Source organism: Paraflavitalea devenefica, from assembly GCF_011759375.1.
In the GTDB taxonomy this organism is placed as follows: Bacteria; Bacteroidota; Bacteroidia; order Chitinophagales; family Chitinophagaceae; genus Paraflavitalea; species Paraflavitalea devenefica.
On sequence record NZ_JAARML010000001.1, the window covers coordinates 317045 to 336105 of the forward strand.

At 46.2% G+C, this 19061-nt stretch carries 18 protein-coding genes; 12 read left to right on the forward strand and 6 right to left on the reverse strand.

Annotation, left to right across the window (positions count from 1 at the left end):
- Positions 1–40 precede the first annotated feature (40 nt).
- The 6 genes from HB364_RS01150 to HB364_RS01175 all read left to right on the forward strand — a co-directional run bounded on the left by HB364_RS01150 (position 41) and on the right by HB364_RS01175 (position 4091).
- Positions 41–727 (forward strand): energy transducer TonB, encoded by a 687-nt coding sequence (locus tag HB364_RS01150; protein ID WP_167286064.1) that lies wholly within the window; start codon positions 41–43, stop codon positions 725–727.
- A gap of 40 nt (positions 728–767) precedes the next feature.
- A complete protein-coding gene (locus HB364_RS01155; protein ID WP_167286065.1) occupies positions 768–1523 on the forward strand; it encodes an energy transducer TonB in 756 nt (251 codons plus the stop codon).
- 62 nt (positions 1524–1585) lie between these two features.
- Complete coding sequence (locus tag HB364_RS01160) at positions 1586–2092, forward strand: GbsR/MarR family transcriptional regulator (protein WP_167286066.1); 507 nt, start codon at positions 1586–1588, stop codon at positions 2090–2092.
- Between the two features lie 8 nt (positions 2093–2100).
- Positions 2101–2496, forward strand: a complete 396-nt coding sequence (locus tag HB364_RS01165) for a hypothetical protein (protein WP_167286067.1) — start codon at positions 2101–2103, stop codon at positions 2494–2496.
- A 73-nt stretch (positions 2497–2569) separates the two neighbouring features.
- A complete protein-coding gene (locus tag HB364_RS01170; protein WP_167286068.1) occupies positions 2570–3673 on the forward strand; it encodes an epimerase in 1104 nt (367 codons plus the stop codon).
- A gap of 49 nt (positions 3674–3722) precedes the next feature.
- Positions 3723–4091 carry a CoA-binding protein gene (locus HB364_RS01175; protein WP_167286069.1) on the forward strand — a complete coding sequence of 123 codons (369 nt, stop codon included), beginning with the start codon at positions 3723–3725 and terminating at the stop codon, positions 4089–4091.
- 26 nt (positions 4092–4117) lie between these two features.
- Here HB364_RS01175 and HB364_RS01180 read toward each other — a convergent pair whose 3' ends face one another.
- The 5 genes from HB364_RS01180 to HB364_RS01200 all read right to left on the reverse strand — a co-directional run bounded on the left by HB364_RS01180 (position 4118) and on the right by HB364_RS01200 (position 9431).
- Complete coding sequence (locus HB364_RS01180) at positions 4118–5539, reverse strand: DUF5723 family protein (protein WP_167286070.1); 1422 nt, start codon at positions 5537–5539, stop codon at positions 4118–4120.
- Positions 5540–5572: 33 nt separating this feature from the next.
- A complete protein-coding gene (locus tag HB364_RS01185; RefSeq protein ID WP_167286071.1) occupies positions 5573–6712 on the reverse strand; it encodes an NAD(P)/FAD-dependent oxidoreductase in 1140 nt (379 codons plus the stop codon).
- A 27-nt stretch (positions 6713–6739) separates the two neighbouring features.
- Positions 6740–7354: a methyltransferase domain-containing protein gene (locus HB364_RS01190; RefSeq protein WP_246228275.1), complete on the reverse strand. Its 615-nt coding sequence runs from the start codon at positions 7352–7354 to the stop codon at positions 6740–6742.
- 120 nt (positions 7355–7474) lie between these two features.
- Positions 7475–8575, reverse strand: coding sequence for a type III polyketide synthase (locus HB364_RS01195; RefSeq protein ID WP_167286073.1), 1101 nt, complete (start codon positions 8573–8575; stop codon positions 7475–7477).
- Positions 8568–9431 (reverse strand): UbiA family prenyltransferase, encoded by an 864-nt coding sequence (locus HB364_RS01200; protein WP_246228276.1) that lies wholly within the window; start codon positions 9429–9431, stop codon positions 8568–8570. The genes HB364_RS01195 and HB364_RS01200 overlap by 8 nt, the downstream gene beginning before the upstream one ends.
- A gap of 323 nt (positions 9432–9754) precedes the next feature.
- Between HB364_RS01200 and ubiE the strand changes: the two genes are divergently transcribed.
- From ubiE to HB364_RS01220, 4 genes are all read left to right on the forward strand, one after another.
- The gene (gene ubiE / locus HB364_RS01205) at positions 9755–10507 is read left to right on the forward strand and encodes a bifunctional demethylmenaquinone methyltransferase/2-methoxy-6-polyprenyl-1,4-benzoquinol methylase UbiE (protein WP_167286074.1); all 753 of its coding nucleotides are present in this window, start codon (positions 9755–9757) and stop codon (positions 10505–10507) included.
- Positions 10504–11217: a type IX secretion/gliding motility protein PorT/SprT gene (gene porT / locus HB364_RS01210; RefSeq protein WP_246228277.1), complete on the forward strand. Its 714-nt coding sequence runs from the start codon at positions 10504–10506 to the stop codon at positions 11215–11217. Before ubiE ends, porT begins: the two co-directional genes overlap by 4 nt.
- A 422-nt stretch (positions 11218–11639) precedes the next feature.
- Entirely contained in the window at positions 11640–13412 is a 1773-nt protein-coding gene (locus HB364_RS01215) for a tetratricopeptide repeat-containing sensor histidine kinase (protein WP_167286076.1), read from the forward strand.
- A gap of 31 nt (positions 13413–13443) precedes the next feature.
- Positions 13444–14235, forward strand: a complete 792-nt coding sequence (locus HB364_RS01220) for a LytR/AlgR family response regulator transcription factor (RefSeq protein WP_167286077.1) — start codon at positions 13444–13446, stop codon at positions 14233–14235.
- 243 nt (positions 14236–14478) lie between these two features.
- On the opposite strand, the gene HB364_RS01225 is transcribed toward HB364_RS01220, so the two are convergent.
- On the reverse strand, positions 14479–16167 hold the full coding sequence (locus HB364_RS01225) for a hypothetical protein (protein WP_167286078.1): 1689 nt from the start codon (positions 16165–16167) through the stop codon (positions 14479–14481).
- A 116-nt stretch (positions 16168–16283) separates the two neighbouring features.
- Here HB364_RS01225 and HB364_RS01230 point away from each other — a divergent pair, with 116 nt between their 5' ends.
- Both HB364_RS01230 and HB364_RS01235 read left to right on the forward strand, forming a co-directional pair.
- Entirely contained in the window at positions 16284–17669 is a 1386-nt protein-coding gene (locus tag HB364_RS01230; RefSeq protein ID WP_167286079.1) for a dihydroorotase, read from the forward strand.
- Positions 17670–17741: 72 nt separating this feature from the next.
- Positions 17742–19055 carry a MutS-related protein gene (locus HB364_RS01235; protein WP_167286080.1) on the forward strand — a complete coding sequence of 438 codons (1314 nt, stop codon included), beginning with the start codon at positions 17742–17744 and terminating at the stop codon, positions 19053–19055.
- Positions 19056–19061 lie beyond the last annotated feature (6 nt).

The window sequence follows — 19061 nt, forward strand, 5'->3', positions numbered from 1 at the left end:
AATGCGATTTTTTCGCATCTTGCAGGTAACCCCTTTTTATATGAACCGATTTCTCATACTGTTTATCCCCCTGCTTTTATTAACTGTAACGGATCTTTATAGCCAGAGTATGGTAGATTATACCACCAAGGTCAGTGATACTTGCTGGCGGGTGGATTATTACGTGCGCAGGGGTCCGCTTTTCAGGATAGAGTCTTATAAAGACAAAAAGAAAACAATAGCCCATGGCCGCTTTGCTTTTTATGATGACGATGGGTGGGTAGACTCGACCGGTTTTTATGTCAATGGAGAGCGAAATGGTACCTGGCATTATTACAATGATAAAGGGAAACTCTATTTGTCGAGAGAATACAATAGGGATGTTGTAGTAAGTGAAAAAAAGCACGAAAGAGTACCGGGTAGTAAAAAAGAGCCTTTAAAGGAAGGGGAAAAAGAGGCTGAATTTACGGGTGGGCTCTTTATCTGGCGACTGTATCTTCAAAAGAGCCTGCGTTATCCGCGGGAGGCGATTAATGCAAGAATAGGTGGTGAGGTGAGGGTCGCGTTTTTAGTAGATACAACAGGCGCGGTACAGGATACATGGGTGTTCAGATCTGCTGAGCAGTCCCTGGACAAGGAAAGCATGCGTCTGATAGAAGTATCGCCTTCGTGGACGCCTGCCCAACAGAATGGCCGCAAGGTGAAAAGTTATAAAATACAACCTATTACTTACAAGACGCCCAAATAAACTTTCAATACCATCTATTTTTATGCCTGAAAAGCTGTTTATGAAGTTGAGTGACGCAAAACTAATTGCTACTGTTACATGCATAGTGCTGGTTCTACATGTACGCGGTCAGCGAAGTGACGAAAGCTATTATTTGTTTGATTCAGCCTGGAAAAGTACTACTGTTTTAAAAGATGCCCGGTATTTTGCCCGGGCAAAACCGTCGGGCGATTCCTGCGAACAATGGGATGTTTACCGTTTGAATGGGCCACTGATAAGGATAGAGACTAATAAAAAAGATGAGAACGGAACAGCGCATGGCAGGTATTCCTGGTACGATAGGCAAGGTTACATGGATTCCCTGGGGAATTATGTAAATGGTATCGTTAATGGCGATTGGTATTATTACAATGATACGGGCGGACTGCGTTACCAGAAGCGATTTGCAATGGGGAAACTGGTGTGGGAAAAAGACTTTTCAAAAGATACGTCCCATAAAAAATATGAATTAAAAGAGGGAGAGAAAGAATCTGAATTTGAGGGTGGCCTTGCCCGCTGGCAACGGTATCTGAATAAAAACTTCAGATATCCCGAAGCCGCTAGCAAACGGGAGATCCAAGGTACGGTCAGGATATGGTTTACGGTTGATACAGATGGCATTGTACAGGATTCCTGGGTAGCAAAATCTGTTGAATTGTCACTGGATGATGAAGCCATACGGTTAATACGTATTTCTCCCAAATGGACGCCCGCTGTCAAGGACGGCCGTAAAGTGAAAAGCTACAAAACACAGCCTGTGATTTTCCGTCTTCAATAAACTTTCAATAATATTTGAAAATTCAGAAATAGAGTATATCTTTATACCTGAAAAGTAGTTCCATGAAGTTGAATGATGCAAAACTGAAGTTTATCGATTCCTGGGGTTCCTTTGGAACGCATTGGGGCATTAACCGCACCATGGCGCAGATACATGCCCTGTTGCTTATTAGTCCCGATCCATTGAGCCAGGATGATATTATGGAACAACTGAGTGTAAGCCGGGGCAATGTGAATATGAATATACGGGAGTTGATAGACTGGGGCCTGGTAGAGCGTACCAGTATACCCGGGGAGCGTAAAGAGTTTTTTATAGCGGAGAAGGATATCTGGAAGGTATCTACCACGATCATTAAAGAACGTAAGCGCAGGGAGTTGGATCCCATGCTGAAACTGATGGACCAACTGGCCGCTGTGGAAGGCGACAAGAAGGATAAGGAAGTAAAGCAGTTTGTGGAAACCATGCAGGGCATCAAACGCTTCGGCAACCAGGCCGATAAAATGCTGGATGTACTCGTAAAGGCCGATGAGAACTGGTTTGTAGGAAGCCTCATGAAATTCTTTAAATAACAGGCATTATGAAGACATTCAAGAGGATAGATTGTGTTCTTCAGGCAGTATTGATCGTGTTGGGCATAGGCATGGCCATTGCGTCTGGCGAAATATTGAGTGAACTCTTTTTCGCAGCATATTTCATTGTAGGAGGATGGCAGTTACTCAGTGCAATAGTCCACCTCTTTTACCGGGCGCCTTACAAAACCAGGATGCGCAAAGGCTACCTCATTTCATTGGGCCTTGTTATCCTGATGCTGTTGCTTTGTTTGCCGGGAGAGAACATTATTTCAGGGTTGCTGGTGCTGTTGATCGTGAGCCCATTGATGGCCATCTTTTACCTCGTAACCTGTATACGGGAAACAAAAGCCCTGACACTCGATGCTATGCCACCTGCAGTGTCTGACCAGGTGAACGCATAAACCTGGGGAAGAAAGCGCAGGACCGGGTAACCGGTTTTTTTTAAGCTATACTATTTCAATAATTTCTGAAAATATGAGAAACAAGAGAATAGTCATTGCAGGAGGCACCGGCTTCATTGGTCAGGCAATGGCTCAATATTTCGGAAAAGACAATCATGTTATTATTCTCAGCCGCCAAGCGATGAATAATAGAAATAACCATTACAGCCACCACCTGCTAAAAGCAGCAGACGGATACAATATCACCTACTGGCGCTGGGACGGCAGGCATGTAGAAAAGCACTGGCTGGATGATATAGAAGGCAGTGATATCGTGATCAACCTCGCAGGCAAATCGGTAAATTGCCGGTATAATGAACTCAACAGGAAAGAAGTGCTCAACAGCCGGATAGATGCTACGCATACCATTGGAGAAGCGATCAGGCGTGTTAGTAACCCTCCCCCATTATGGATCAATGCTGCTTCAGCCACCATTTACCGGCATGCCATGGACAGGCCACAGGAAGAAGAAAATGGGGAGATCAGCGACCTCAAAAACGACAATATGCCTTATTCATTCCTCGACAGGTTGCGCTACCGGTGGAAAAAGTGGAAGGCGGGATTATTGCATGGTAAAGAGGCGGAACAATACCGGTTGCTGAACAAAGACTTTTCGGTAGGCATTTGTAAGCAATGGGAACAGGTTTTCTTCAATGAGCAAACGCCCGCCACCAGGAAAGTAGCTTTGCGGGCCGCCATTACCCTGGGAGCGGGTGGAGTAATGGTCCCTTATTTCAACCTGCTCAAAGCAGGGCTTGGCGGTTACCAGGGAAGCGGACAACAGATGTATAGCTGGGTGCACGAAGAAGACCTGTGCCGTGTGGTGGAATGGTGCTATGAGCATCCCGAAGCAGCAGGCGTGTACAACTGTTCGGCTCCCAACCCGGTTACCAATATTGATTTCATGCGCTCACTGCGCAGGGTTACGGGGCATAAGGTTGGATTGCCTGCTTTTACCTGGATGCTGGAATTGGGCGCCCGGTTAATAGGGACCGAAACAGAGCTGGTGCTGAAAAGCCGTTGGGTATTGCCAGGCAGGTTATTAAAGGATGGGTTCCGTTTTAAATACGTGCAGGTGGAAGATGCCTTACAGGATATTGTAAGCAAAACACCCCGCAAGAAGTATCACCTGTTTTAACCCCTCAACCAAATAACCGGTATATTCGTTATACTATAAAGCATTTAGTATGGGCACAGCTAAAAAGACAGTGGTATTGGGCGCTTCTGATAATCCGGCACGTTATAGTTTCCTGGCTATTAATAAGCTACGGGCCCATAATCATCCCGTGGTAGCTATAGGACGCAAAAAGTCGACAGTGGGCGATGTGAATGTACAAACGGAGCAGCAGCCGGCAGGCGATGTAGATACCGTGACTTTATACCTGAACCCAACTCATCAAAAGGAATACTACGATTATATCCTTTCCCTGCATCCCAAACGCATTATCTTCAATCCCGGCGCAGAAAATGAAGAGCTGGCTGCTATGGCCGAAAAGCAAGGCATACAACCTATGGAAGCCTGTACGCTGGTTCTATTAAGCACAGGACAATATTGATCTGCAGCCAGTAAAGAAATGGAAACTTAATAAGGAGGACAATCATATTTCCTGCTTCGCTTAGCCTCGCTGTTCCTGCCGGCACGGACAATAAACGCCAGATATCCCCCACCGTTTTGCATACGGTCTTTGGCAAACAGGGTAGCCCAGTTATGAATGCCTATCAGCAGCGGCCCCGCCTTCACTGCTCCACCTATACGAAGCTGTTTTTCTGTATTATAGAGTATGGGCATATAAAATCCCAGCCGCCGGGTTTCCCAGCGGGGTGTTACCGCCAGCAGGTTGGTTTCGCGCACATATAACCGGCCATCCCCCGCCAGCGGAGAAAGATTGATGGACAGGTCTGCATTGAGGTAAAAAGCATCAAACAAATACCGGTCTACATTAATGACCAGCCTGGTTGGATTGATAATATTAAACTTCCCGGTCAATTGCGCCATGGCGCCCGCAATAGTAGCCAGGCTGTCATTAAATCCCCTGATGCCATCCAGGTTTTTAAATTTCGTATCCAGGTCAATGTCGGTAACATTCTCCCGGAAGCCCCGCGCAATACGGCTGTTAACACCATGCTTATATTGGTTGAACCCGATGTCCAGCACCGAAATACCAATCTTCCAGTCATAATCATAATAACGTTCTTCCGGATCATTGAAATCGGCTATCACATAAGGCTTGATCAGGTATTCCACGCCTACATCAAAAGAAGCCCCTCCTTCTGTATTCGTCATAAAGCTCCGCACATTCTGTCCCGATCCTTTACCATCTTCCCAATCATCAAAGTTGGAGGAATAGCCATAACGGGCATAGGCATCCCTGAGCACATATATTTCCTGTCCGTTCTCTATGACCCTTTCTACCTTTCCGCTCGCAAGGTTGGCATGTGCCCCCGAAAGGCCGCGGGATACCCGCACGGTAACACCGGCATTCAGCCGGCTACGCTCATTATCCAGGATGGTTTGGGCATAAGTGCCAAAGATCTCCAGCCAGCTACTGGAAACCATATCAAGACTATAATCTGTATTTCCCCCATTCATCTGAAAGAAAGCACGGGAGCTTCTCAGGGTATCAATGAAATTATAAGGGCTGGTCTTAATACCGGTATAGCTGCGGATGTTGATGCCTCCGGCAATAGCCGCCCGCCGGTTCAGGGCAATGCGCGTATTGAGCAGGTTCACGTTGGCATTGGCCTGCACAAAACGCTTGTAATACCCTTTATCAAACAGGTATTCGGAATTGGCGGGAGAAGAAAGCAGCGAATATTTATATACGGTAACGGCATTGGTGGCCGGTTTTGCCTGCACAGAGAAAATATCAATATCCCAGGCAAAAGGTGTGTTCACAATGGAAGCAGGATTGTTGCCTACTCCCAGGCTGCCTGCATAGGAAGAGCCATTAACTGCGTGATAATTCTGCGCAATCACTGCCAACTGCCCCAATAATAACGCCATTAAAAAAAGAAAGGTCCTGACCATACCACTTCACTAAAAAGGTTTACCATGCGTTTGTCCAATCAAAAAGGCAACGAACTTCGGAAAAGGTTTTACGGTGGTTATCAAAAAATTGGATAATGAGGCACTGCCAAAAAAACGTTGTATAAGGCGCCCCGCCTGCAGGCGGCGGCCAAAATGTTTTTCCCATTGCTGTGTATACTGCAGCTCCATTTCATACCGGGTGATATGGCCCTTCATAAACTGGCCGATCTCTTCAAAAGCCAGCTTACTGCCATGCAAGGCCATACTCATACCATTGCCGCAAAGCGGCGTGATCATGCCGGCGGCATCGCCAATCATCAGCACATGGTTCTCTACCTGGTTTTTTCTGTTAAAGGATATCCTGGAAACAGTAAGCGGTTCTGCATACAGGAACCGGGCATTGGAAAATATCTTTTCCAGGAAAGGATTTTTCTGCAGGATATTTTTTTCCATCGCCTGGATATCATTGTGGCTTTTGCGCAGATTCCTGGCAGTGGTAAGGTAACAAAGACAATATTTATTGTTCTCTATGCGGGATATACCGCAATAACCGTTCTCAAAATTATGGAGTGCGATCATATCCTCCGGAAAAAATGTCTCGATATGGTATTTAACCCCCACATAATGGTTTAATTTGTTGGGTTTTACCTGTGTAAAGGGCCTTTTCCATTTGGCGTCCAGGTTACTTCTTTTTCCATAGGTGCCGGCAGCGATCGTTGCTTCCGTTTCACCCCGGGAAGAAAAGATAACAAAAGCATTATTCCGGTATACTACATTCAGCACTTTAGTCTCTTCCATCAGTATTACCCCTTCCCGCCTGGCGATATTGGCCAGCAAATGATCCAGCGTATACCGGCTGATCCCAAATCCACCCAATGGCAAAGGGCTTTCCAGGTATTTACCATTGGGAGCACTTACCTGTAACCGGTTAATGACGGGCAGGTGCATATCACTCAACGGCACGCCCAACTCTTCGAGAAAATTCCAGCTTTCCAGGCTGATGTATTCACCACACACTTTATGAAAGGGATACTTTTCCCGTTCAAATACGATGGTACGGTAACCAGCCCGTACACATTGTATAGACAGGGCAAGCCCTGCCAGGCCACCACCTATAATCGCGATATCGTATTTGGGGTCGGAAGTCAACCAGTGCTATTAATGTTGTGTTGTTTTTCAGGATGAACTGTTCACTACTACCAGCCACCTGAAGGCCCATTTCCATTTAACGGAAAAGGTAGTGATTCCTACGCTATCAAAAAGTTGTTCCCAATCATTTTTAACAAATCCTCTGGCTACTGATAATGGCGCATCGTTTTTTACCAGGTAGCTTTTGGAAAATAATCGTGTGAGCCATTGAATAGAATAATAAGCCAATGGATGCCTGTGTAAGTCATTAATGAAAAAACCCATTCGTGCATGGTGATGCATCCATAGCAGTTGTGTTTTTAATTCCCGCTCCGGGAAATGATGACAGAACAGGGAGGAAAAGATAATATCCGGCTTACGTTCAAACTGCACTTCTTTATAGTCAGACGTGATCCATGTACAATGGGGCAGGTTCCTGGCAGCAGCCACCGTTATGCAGTCCGGGTTTTTATCAATCCCGGTAAAAGAAACGATGATCTTCCTTTTTTCACACCATCGTGCAATAGCCGCCAGGTTATCGCCTCCGCCACAACCTATCTCACATACGGAAATACTCAACTGGTTCCGGGATAATTGCCGTAACCCCGCGAGTGTTATTGCATGGCCACCCAACCAGGTATTGATAAAATCAAGCTCCTGCATATTCCTTTTGATATCAGCAAAAGGAATATCATCCCTGTCCAATAATTCTTGTTGGTATGAGCGCCGGTGGAGATTCACAGGGTTAAAGTTATTATTAAAAAAAGATATAGGTTTCATCGCTTATGCGGAAGCTACAAACGTTTCCATGGTCAGCCCAGGCCCAAAAGCCACACCGAAAACAGTTTGCCGGGTATCTTTTTGCGCTGTCGCAGTCATTTGTTGCATCAGTTTCTTCAACACAAATAACAAGGTGGGAGAAGACATATTTCCGTAATTCCTCAACACATCGGCACAGGTATTCAGCGCGTCTTTTTTTAACGATAAACTGGCTGTCACCGCTTCCAGTATCTTTTTACCGCCGGGATGTATGCACCAATGGGTCACCTGCTCCGGTGTAATACCGGCTTGCTTCAATGCCCTGCCGGTTAAGGCGCCAATATCCTCTCCTATCAGCTCCGGAATATAACTGCTCAGCGTCATGAGAAAGCCAGAAGACGACAATTCCCAGGCCATGTCCTGTTTGCCTTTGGGGATCACTTCGGCATAAAAGCTATCCAGGTGTAACCCGGCATGGGGATCTGTGGCATGGGTTACCAGTACAGCAGCGCTGCCATCGCCAAACAATAAGCTGGAAGCAATATTATCCACGGAAGCTTGCCGTTGAAAGTGCAGCGTACAAAGTTCTGTGCACACGATCAGTACTTTTGCCTTTTTATCTCCTGCACAAAGGGCATCGGCTATTTTGAGGGCATGAACAGCCGCATAACAACCCATGAAGTTTACAGAACTGCGCCAGGCATGCTTGGGCAGTTGCAGCAATTCCAGCAACTGGAGGTCCAGCCCCGGTGCGCTCATGCCGGTACAGCTTACGGTGATGAGGTGCGTAATGTCGCCCTGCTTTATTTTTCCGTCCAGGCAATCACGCACGGCATGAATAGATAAGGGCGCTGCATATTTATGGTACCAGGTCATCCGCTGTTCCAGGGAGGGAAAAGGCTCCAGGTTCTCCGTACAAGGGTAAAATTTCCATTCGGCAGCCGGGCGGCTGTAATCGGGGATCACAGAATAACGGGAATCTATATCGCTCTGGTGATACAGGAAACGTATCTTACGCTTATCAGCTTCTGTAAGGGCATAGACAGCCTGCATGAACTGCATAATGTCCTGCTGGCGGTGCCTGAAGGCGGGTACTGCGGTACCGATAGAGATGATCTTACTCAAATAAATTCCAGGTTAATAATACAAGGAAAGCAATATTGGTACAAACCGATGCCAGCATATTCATACGCATGGTATGGGTAAAATCGGCCACGTTTTCATCTTTCCATACACCGCCCGCCCATTTAAAAAAATATACGAGGATTGGCAGCATGCAAGTTGCCAAAACAAGGAATTTTGTTTGCTCCTCCTTGCTGAAGAACAGGTAAGCCAGCAGCCCCATGGCCAGGCTGTAAACGATAGCCGTGAAAATAAAGGTACCCCGGTATCCCAATGCCGCGCTGATGGTTCGCACCCCATCCTTCCTGTCGGCCTCATGCTGGTAGATCTGCGTGAGCGGGTAAAAACCGCCGATCAGCAGGCTGGCAGCCGCCATTCCTGTTAAGGGCACCTCTACCGTTTTACTTACACTGCTGCCATGGTATACCATGAAAAAAGTAGCAGCGCCCTGGAAAATCACCACGGTGAGGTAACCAATGACCGGGTATTGCTTCAGCCGGATACCCCGGTAGCTATAGGCCCGGGAAGCCAGGATATAGGCAATAATACAAGCCGCAAACAGATAGCTCACCAAAAGGCTAAGCCCCACTGCCGCCAGGTCCATTACCACGCTTACGCGGAATAATTGCCGGGTGGGTTGCAGGGGATTTTTGAGCCCCCCGATACTCCCCTCATCCCTGTCCATATACGAATTATAGCCATTGCTGGCGGGATAGACCAGCCCGTGCAGGATAAAAAAGATCAGCAGGGCATGCGCCACCTGGATAGCCGGTACCTGGCTCAGGGCAAACAGGTAGACGGGCAACAGGAAGAAGGAGAAATGGAAGCGGAGCAATTGTATCGTGGAGCGTTGCAGCAAGCGGGAACCCTCATTTTGAGGTAAATATACCGATTAGCGGCTGTTGAGCATGGCTGTTCCGCTGCTGAGGCATGGAACACCCTACCCGGAAGTCGGAATATCCCGTAGATATTCCCTATATAACCCCATGATATCCCGTATATATTCCCATCTTATAAAGAAGGGGATATGTACGGGATAAGTAGAGGATGTATTAGGGTTATATAGGGGTTATTAGAGCTTGCGCATAGAAGCCGCTCCGGAAGCGCTATGGATGGGGAATGGGAAGAGAGTACGGCTGTCCCGCACCGGAAACCAGCAACTTTATCCTAACTTCGCGCTCCATGCCCAGTTATTCACACGATACCATAGTGCCCTTTAAAGGGTCAGAGCAGAGCAAGAAAGAGCAGGTGGCCAGTATGTTTGACCAGATTGCCTTCCGGTATGACTTTATGAACCGGTTCCTGTCGGGCGGTATTGATGTATACTGGCGCAAGCGGGCTATCCGGGAATTGCAGGAACTGAAACCCCAGCAGGTGCTGGATGTGGCTACGGGTACGGCTGATCTGGCCATTACGACCTGGAAATACCTGCAACCCGCGAAAATAATTGGCATAGATATTTCGGAGGGTATGCTCCAGCTTGGCAGGCAGAAGATTGCGAAGCTCTTGTTAAATAATCATATAGAATTGCAGAAGGGCGATAGCGAGGCAATAAATTTCCCTGACCATTCGTTTGATGCCATTACGGTTGCCTTTGGCGTCCGGAATTTTCAAAACCTGGAGAAAGGGCTCAGTGAGATGTACCGGGTAGTCAGGCCGGGAGGAAAAGTGGTGATATTGGAGTTTTCAAAGCCCAGAAAGGTTTGGTTTAAAGGACTTTATAACCTTTACATGAAGATCATAGCACCCCAGGCGGGGCGCTGGCTGACCAAGAATAAAGACGCGTATCAATATTTAAATAAATCAGTTAAAGCATTTCCTGAAGGCGAAACATTTCTACACATTTTACAACAAGTTGGGTTTTCGGACACTTCTTTAAAAAGGCTGAGTTTAGGAATATGTACTATTTATTGCGGCAGAAAAAGGGCCAGTTGATACGATTGGCGTCCGTGCTTACTTTATGGGTCGCCTGCTTACAAAGCCAGGCACAGGAAATAGAGCTGAATCTTCCCGATCATGATGATAAGAAGTACTTTTTAGGTATTGGACTTATCTATAATTCTTCCCGTTTCAATATTACCCACGACCCCACTTTCCTGCAACAGGATAGTATACAAAGTATAGAGGCGCAGAATGCCGGGGGATTTGGACTGGCGGGTATGCACACTTACCGTATTTCCAAACGCTTTGAAATAAGGGCCATCTTCCCGCAATTATTATTCTCTTATAAAAATCTCACCTACCATTTAAAAACGCCCGATGGGGCCAAGGAAGAGCAAAAGGTAATGACCAAAAGGCTGGAATCCATCCTGGTGGGCCTGCCTGTTCACCTTAAATTCCGGTCGGACCGGATCAATAATTTCCGTGTATACATGTTTGGGGGAGCCAAGTTTGAATATGATATCGCTTCCAATTCCACCGCCCGGCGGGCAGAGAACCTGGTGAAACTGTCTAAATATGATTTTGGCGTAGAGGCCGGCATTGGGTTCAGCTTTTACTTCCCGGTATTTATCCTTTCCCCGGAAATCAAATTCAGCAATGGCCTCATGAATACCCATTCCCGTGACCCGAACCTGAAGTTCTCCAACACCATTGACAAGCTCAACTCAAGGATGATATTGTTCTCTTTAATTTTTGAAGGGTAAACAATAGCTGCGGTTACTGATAATATACGAAAAAAAAGTGACAATCTGTGCTTCCGGCACAAGTGTTTAAAAGACTATTAAAATAAAGCACATCTTTTACACAAAGAATGGTATTGATATTTTTTTATATATCTTTGTATCATCATAGGATAAGGTTTAATGGTTAATGTATTTTGATTAGTGCACCTCCCGCCAAAACGGGAGGTTTTTTTATGCCTGATAAACAAGGATGCCTCTCTTTATCTTTAATTTTCAATTCTTTATGTTGCATCGCCAAGGCGTATTACATCATTTTCTAAAGCGATTATGTAAAAGCCCGTTTCCCCATTAACTTCGTAACAGGAAACCCACGAGCCCTGCCTACAAAAACACTATATCTTACAGGTATCAGTTTGATGCTTGTTATCGTTAGCCTGCCTGCCATGGCCCAGGATCGCGCTATCCGGCAGGATAGCCTGCGAAAGAAATTATCAACGCTCCCCAATGATACTGCTAAAGTGAACCTGCTGAATAAACTGGCAGCGTCCTATCTCCAGATCAACCAGGATAGTATAACCAGCATCGCTCAGCGGGCCAAAGCGCTGGCCGAACAGATAAAATATGAAAAAGGCATAGCAGATGCCACGCTATACATAGCGATTGTCAAGCGCCAAAGGGGCAACTATATTGCCGCACTGGATGAATTTCTCAGCAGCATAAAGATCTATGAACAATTAAAGGCTACCAGTTCACAGGCAGGCGGCTATCTTCACATCGCACAGGTGTACAAAGACATGTCGGGCTCAAACCTCACTTTGAAATACCTGGAAAAAGGCATTGATTACAGCCAGCTTGCTTACCAGCTTTATCATTCCAAACCAGATACAGCAGGCATGGTTGATGCCCTTAGTAGCCAGGGCATTATTTACCGGGATATGGGTAAAATGCCGGGCAGGGAGCATTATTACGACACTGCTTACCGGGTATACACCCAGGCACTGCAATTGATCCGGTCGGGGAAAGGAACACAGCATACCGGCAAACTGTACAATAATATAAGCCAGGTATACCTGGAACACAAAAAAGATTATACCAAAGCACTGGACTATTTATTTCAGGCTGTTGCCTTCAATAAAAGCCATCATAACTTTTCCAGCCTGTCATTCAACTATGGCAATATCTCCAATGTATATGTCAAACTGAACAATCCTACACAGGCCTTGCTGTATGCCCGTAAGATGGAGGAAACGGCCCTCCAGTTACATTGGCCGGAACGTTTGGTAAATGCCTACCGGCAATTACACACTTCTTTCCAGGCCAGCAGGCAATACGATTCGGCACTGCATTATTATGTACTGGCTGACAAGCTCGATGATTCATTAAACAATGTGGCTAAGACCAACGAGGTAGTAGACCTGCAAACAAAATACGAAACAGCTAAGAAGGAATCGCAGATCCAAACGCTGCGAATAGAGAGCAGCGATAAGAACAAGCGGATCACGGTGCTGGTGATCGGCGTGATCGTATTTGCAGCATTGGCTGTTTGTATGATATGGCTTTATCGCCGGGTAAAAAAGCAACGGCAGCAGATAGCCCTCCAGTCGAAGAACCTGGAAACGATGATGAAGGAGTTGCACCACCGGGTAAAAAACAACCTGCAGATCGTTAGCAGCCTGCTAAGCCTGCAAACCTATAAAGTACAGGATGCGGGAGCTGTATCTGTATTGCGGGAAAGCCAGCAGCGCGTACAGGCCATGAGCTTTATTCACCAGCGCCTCTATAAAAAAGATGAGCTGACATCCGTGAATATGAAGGAGTATTTCACTGACCTTGCAGAGTCACTGCTTGCTTCTTATGGTTTTGACCGGGACCATTTTGACCTCCAGATCAGGATTGACCGTGAAATGATGGATATAGACAAGGCTTTACCCATTGGCCTTATCATTAATGAGATGATCACCAATTCACTGAAATATGCGTACCGGGACATTCAACATCCCTCCTTGCTGATCAGCCTTACAGAAGATACCAGCAATATGGTTTTCCTGATCAGGGACAATGGCATTGGTATTAATGAAGAAACCTGGAAGCAGAAAAGCAATTCATTTGGCAAGCAACTGATCGGCGCATTGTGCAAACAAATGCGGGCAAAACAAACACTGGTAATTGATGGCGGCACGGCATTCACCATCACCATACCGAGGGAGGTGGCTTAATGCTGTCCGCAGCACTGTTAAAAAGATACACATGGCAACCGAAAAGATAAACATACTGATCGTAGAAGATGAATCCATTGTAGCGCTTGACCTGGCGGCTGGACTGGAAAATGATGGTTATCATATTGCCGGCATTGCCGATAATGCAGCAGAAGCCAAAGAATTATTCAGCAACAATAAAGTAGACATCCTGTTGATGGATGTTAACATCATTGGCGATAAAGACGGTATTGATACGGCCATAGAACTGCTGCAACAAAGAACAGTACCCGTTATCTTTCTTACCGCGTTTACCGATCCGGTAACCGTGAATCGCGTAAAGCATATACAGGCGGCTGCCTTTCTTACCAAACCCTACAGCGTTACCAACGTACGCATAGCCATTGAACTGGCCATTAATAACTTTGCCATGGCACGCCACCAGGAAGCTTCCGGCAAGGTGATCTCCATGGAAAAAAACGCAGAACGCCCGGTACCGGATACTTCGGACAAAGAGACCGTACTGCAAATGAATGATTACATCTTTGTGAAGAACAATTATGTATTCGTCAAGATCAAGCTACCCGATCTATTGTACATAGAAGCAGACAACAATTACGTAAATGTCATTACGCAGGAGAAAAAATTTGTACTGCGTTTATCACTCAGCCAATTACTGGAAAAGATCAATTACAAGCCCCTGGTACGCATACACCGGTCTTATGCCGTTAATATCAATGCCATTCAGTCCTTCAATGACCAGGAGGTACAGATCAATAAGGCTGAGCTGCCCATCGGCCGTAATTACAAGGAAGAATTTCTAAGGAACTTTGACTTCAGGTAAACTTCCCGGAACGCGTCCCCCTTCACCCCTTATTTTCTGCATTTCACATACAAAGTCCGGGTATTCACATACAGCCCGTGACGATGCTATGATCTACCCTGTACTTTAGCAATTCGGATTTAGTCAGGTCCAAAAAAACAGTGGTGGTTTCCTACAGGTATAACCCTTAAGCTCTTGTTAAGGCTATACCGGTTACATTTAAGCAGGATGGCAGTAGTGCCCCTGCTTTTTTATTGCTATGACTTAATAATCATATTCCCGCCTGAACATATTCATCCGTACCCCCAGGGTAAATACGGAAATATTATGGTCGGACGTCATGTCCGAAGACAGGCGCCTGATAAGGGCCGAAGCCTCAATAAACAGGTTTTCCTTCCATTCGTAGGATGCCAGTAGCTGGGCATTGATGCCGGTAGATCTGGGGCCGTTGGGCAGTTTATAACCATAATCGTAGGCCCGGGTGGTATTAGACATAAAGATGTTGCTGCCCACATTGCTGTTAGCCGTGTCGGTACCCTGTTGCCACAGTATCAGCCGGGCCGAGGTAGTCCATTTCGGATGGGGCTGGTAGCGGATGACACCGATGGCTTCCACAAAATTAGCGCCCAGCGGGTGCGCCAGCGGTTGATTGTAATGGGTGTAGTTGGCCACTGAATCACTGTGCGAATAGGTAAAGGGACGCACCAGGTTCAATTCTCCCTGCAGATCCATATTCCTGATACCAAAGGCATCAATGTATTTTGCGCCGGCTTGTATACCAAATTTATTGGCCCACCAGCCATTGCCTCCCCGGATCTCTTTCAGTACAAATTCGTCCAGCATGAACTGTCCGTAAAACTGGAAGCGTTTGGCTACATTGGCTTTCAGGTCAAGCCCTATAATGGCATTATCGGCACTGCCGGCCTGTTGCTCAGAAGCCCGCAGGAAAATAAGGGGATTCAGGTACAGCAGGTCAAAACGGTTTTTACGGCCAAAGGTCACCGCTTCAAATACGCCAATATTCAGCCATCGCGTAACCTGCATACTCAGGTGATGCATGGCAGTATACTTGCGGTCGAGCAATTTATCTCCCGCGCTGATATTGATCGTTTGCGGCACCAGCTCCATGAACAGGTTCATATAATCCAGCTTCCAGATCCGCGTATTGATCTTCAGGAACAGGTAGCTATTACCAAAATCGCTCAGGAATAAACTGCGGTAGCCATTACCAATAAAGTTCTTATCATAACCAAACTGGAAATCGAGGTATTTCGCAGCCGTAAAATTGATAGAACCCCGGGCATCAATATAATCAGTGGCTGTTGTTTTAAAGTCCTTATAAAAGCCCACCCCGGGCACAGCATCATTGCCGATGATACGCTGCTGTACAAACAAAGGGGCCCGCTCCTGGTTATCGGTAAAATAAGCCGAAAAGCCAAGCCGTTTGGCGATCATCCCCCGTATGGCCAATCCCTTTGTATTCAGAAATATCCGTTCATCAGTATTATCACTTTCTATGGATTGCTGTTGCTGTATAACAGGATTTACCGCCAGGAAAAAATCGGGCTGGTTTACTTCCAGGAAATTGGCCCTGGTTTTATAGAAGGTATTCCAGATGGGTCTTTTGCTGGTAAAGCCGGTCGTATCGCCCTGCACCCATTCCGAACTATTCATTAATAAGCTTGTCAGGTTGTATTGATCCACTACCGATAGCAGGTTACCGCTTGCTTTTTGTATGGAATCGGCATACTCCCCTACCCGTACTACCATGCGGCGGCTTAATGGCTTTAAGGTGCTTACATTCAGGTCTGTATTGTTCTGCAGCTTTATTTCCAGCCGGTCCAGGAAAGGCTGATGCTTACTTCCTTGTGGCAGGTAAGTGGATTGGGCCAATGAAACAGCAGGAAACAATAAAACGGATAGCCGGAGAATGGATTTTGCGATAAATTGCATGTTCGTTTATTTAATATGGGCTAATGAAGGTCCTAACTGCTCTTTAAAGCTGTGCTTATAAAAGAGCTTCATGGGACTATAGATTAGCTAAAAACATACTATTCAGAATTCAAGATATGCAAAATTACCTGATTAAGAATATTACGGTGGTCAACGAGGGTAGGTCGGTAGTCAATGATGTACTCATTAAGGATGGCCGTATTGAAAAGATTGGCGCCTCTGTTCAACCTGGCATCGCTGTTACAGAAATAAACGGCGAAGGCAAACATTTATTACCCGGCGCTATTGATGACCAGGTGCATTTCCGGGAGCCTGGCCTTACCCACAAAGCCAGCATTTACACAGAATCCAAAGCAGCAGTAGCCGGAGGTGTTACCTCTTTTATGGAGATGCCCAACACCATGCCGCCCGTATTTACCCAGCAATTGCTGGAAGACAAGTACAACATTGGTGCCAACACATCACTGGCCAACTACTCCTTTTTTATGGGTACCAGCAATGATAATATTGATGAAGTACTTAGAACCAACGACCGCAAAAAAGACATTTGCGGAGTGAAGATCTTCATGGGATCTTCTACCGGCGGACTGCTGGTAGACAATTATCTTACCCTGGATAAGATATTTGGCGGCAGTGAAGTACTGATCGCCACGCATTGTGAAGATGAGAAGATCATCAAAGCCAACCTTGAACGCATTAAGAAAGAAAAAGGCAGCCTGGAAGCATCAGATCACCCATTGATCCGGGACGAAAATGGTTGCTTTGAATCTTCACTCACGGCCATCCAGTTTGCCAAGAAGCACAACAGCCGCCTGCATATATTACATATCAGCACGGAAAAAGAGTTGCAGCTATTTTCCAACATGGTGCCACTGGAACAGAAAAACATTACGGCTGAAGTATGTGTACACCACCTGCATTTTACGGGCGATGATTATGCCACGCTGGGCAATCGCATTAAATGCAACCCCGCCATCAAAGCGCCGCATAACCGTACCGCTTTATGGAAAGCCCTGCTGGACGACCGGCTGGATATTATTGCCACCGATCATGCTCCTCATACCCTGGAAGAAAAAGGATATGAGCGAAAGCCAGACGGCACGTTACAACTGGTAGCCGGTAATGGGGGGTATGAAAAATCACATGCCGGCCTGCCCCTGGTACAGCATTCCCTGCTTTTAATGCTGCATTATGTGCAGCAGGGCGCCATTTCCCTGGAGAAGGTAGTAGAAAAAATGAGCCATGCGGTTGCTACCTGTTTCCGGATTGCCGACAGGGGCTTTATACGGGAAGGTTACAAGGCCGACCTGGTCATAGCAGACCTTCAAAAGCCTTATACTATTACCCCCGGCAATATCCTGTATAAATGTGGCTGGAGCCCGCTGGAAGGATTCACCTTCCCCGCTACTATAACAAATACGTTTGTCAATGGGCATATGGTTTATGGAAATGGGGTATGGAATGAATCTCAAAAAGGTCAACGTTTGTCTTTTGACCGATAAATTCCTAAATTGTCTGAACAAAACATACTAAAATGGGTGAAGGAGGTTAAGGCCAGGACACAATTCAACACTATGGAATTAGACAATACCACGTATAACGACCTTTCCATTTTTCAGCATGAAGAGGAATTTTCTATTTTTCACAAGCTGAACTTTACCCGTACAGTGGAAGGGCGGGAGTGGTTGTTGAAATTCTTCAGTAATCCTTTCAGCGAACTGCGGCAGATACAGGAAACCCAACAGATCATCCGCACCATTTACAATAATATCAATGACTGGCCACTCACTATTACCAATGGAACAGTGATGGTGATTGAACGGTTCTATGACAGCAATATTGATTCAATGCCGGGGGCCAATTTACTGAATGCCCTCACCTATAAAGTATTCCATGCAGCCGATTTTTCACTGGTCAGGTATTCCCTTTCGCACTTTGCCGACTTCCTGCGGGGCATGCACCAGTTGATTGAGCTGTTTGAAAATAATGAGGCGCCTGTCTTAATCCGCTCCTACCTGCACCGCGCCCGGGACCTGATGAATAAAAAAGAGATCCGGGAATTGAGCCAGGTATCTGCAGGGACCAAGTTTAACCTGACACAGACTATCTATTACGGGGCTTATGTGAAAGATCATTTCAAGGCGCCCGTATTTGAGCTGATCAATATCTATGGCCGCTTTGATGCCTGGTATTCCATGGCTACCGCCATGAAACATTACCAGCTTTCATTTCCGGAATTCATTGTGCAGGACCAGCCGTTGATCGATGCCAAACAATTATACCATATCCTGTTGCCAACACCTGTGCCTTATGATGTGCAGATGAACAAGGAAAGCAATTTCGTTTTCCTCACAGGGGCCAATATGGCTGGCAAAAGTACTTTCATTAAGGCTGTAGGCTCATCAGTATTCCTGGCCCACCTGGGCATGGGCGTACCTGCCGCTTCCATGCGGTTGACAACTTTTGATGGCCTCCTGAGTAATATCAATGTGGTAGATAATATTGTAAAGGGGGAAAGCTATTTCTTCAATGAAGTACAACGTATTCGCAATACCATTATCAAGATCAATGATGGCCGCAAATGGCTGGTATTGATTGATGAGCTATTTAAAGGCACGAATGTACAGGATGCCATGAAATGCTCCTTTACTGTTATCCAGGGACTGATCAAAATAAAAAGTGCGCTCTTTATCCTGTCTACCCACCTGTATGAGATTGGTGAAGACCTGCGTAAATACCCCAATATTTCCTTCCGCTACTTTGAAACTACCGTAAACGGCGACCAGTTGCAGTTTAGCTACCAGCTAAAAGAAGGCATCAGCAATGACAGGCTGGGCTACCTGATCCTGAAACGGGAGAAGGTGGTAGAGCTGCTGGAGAAATTGTAACCATTC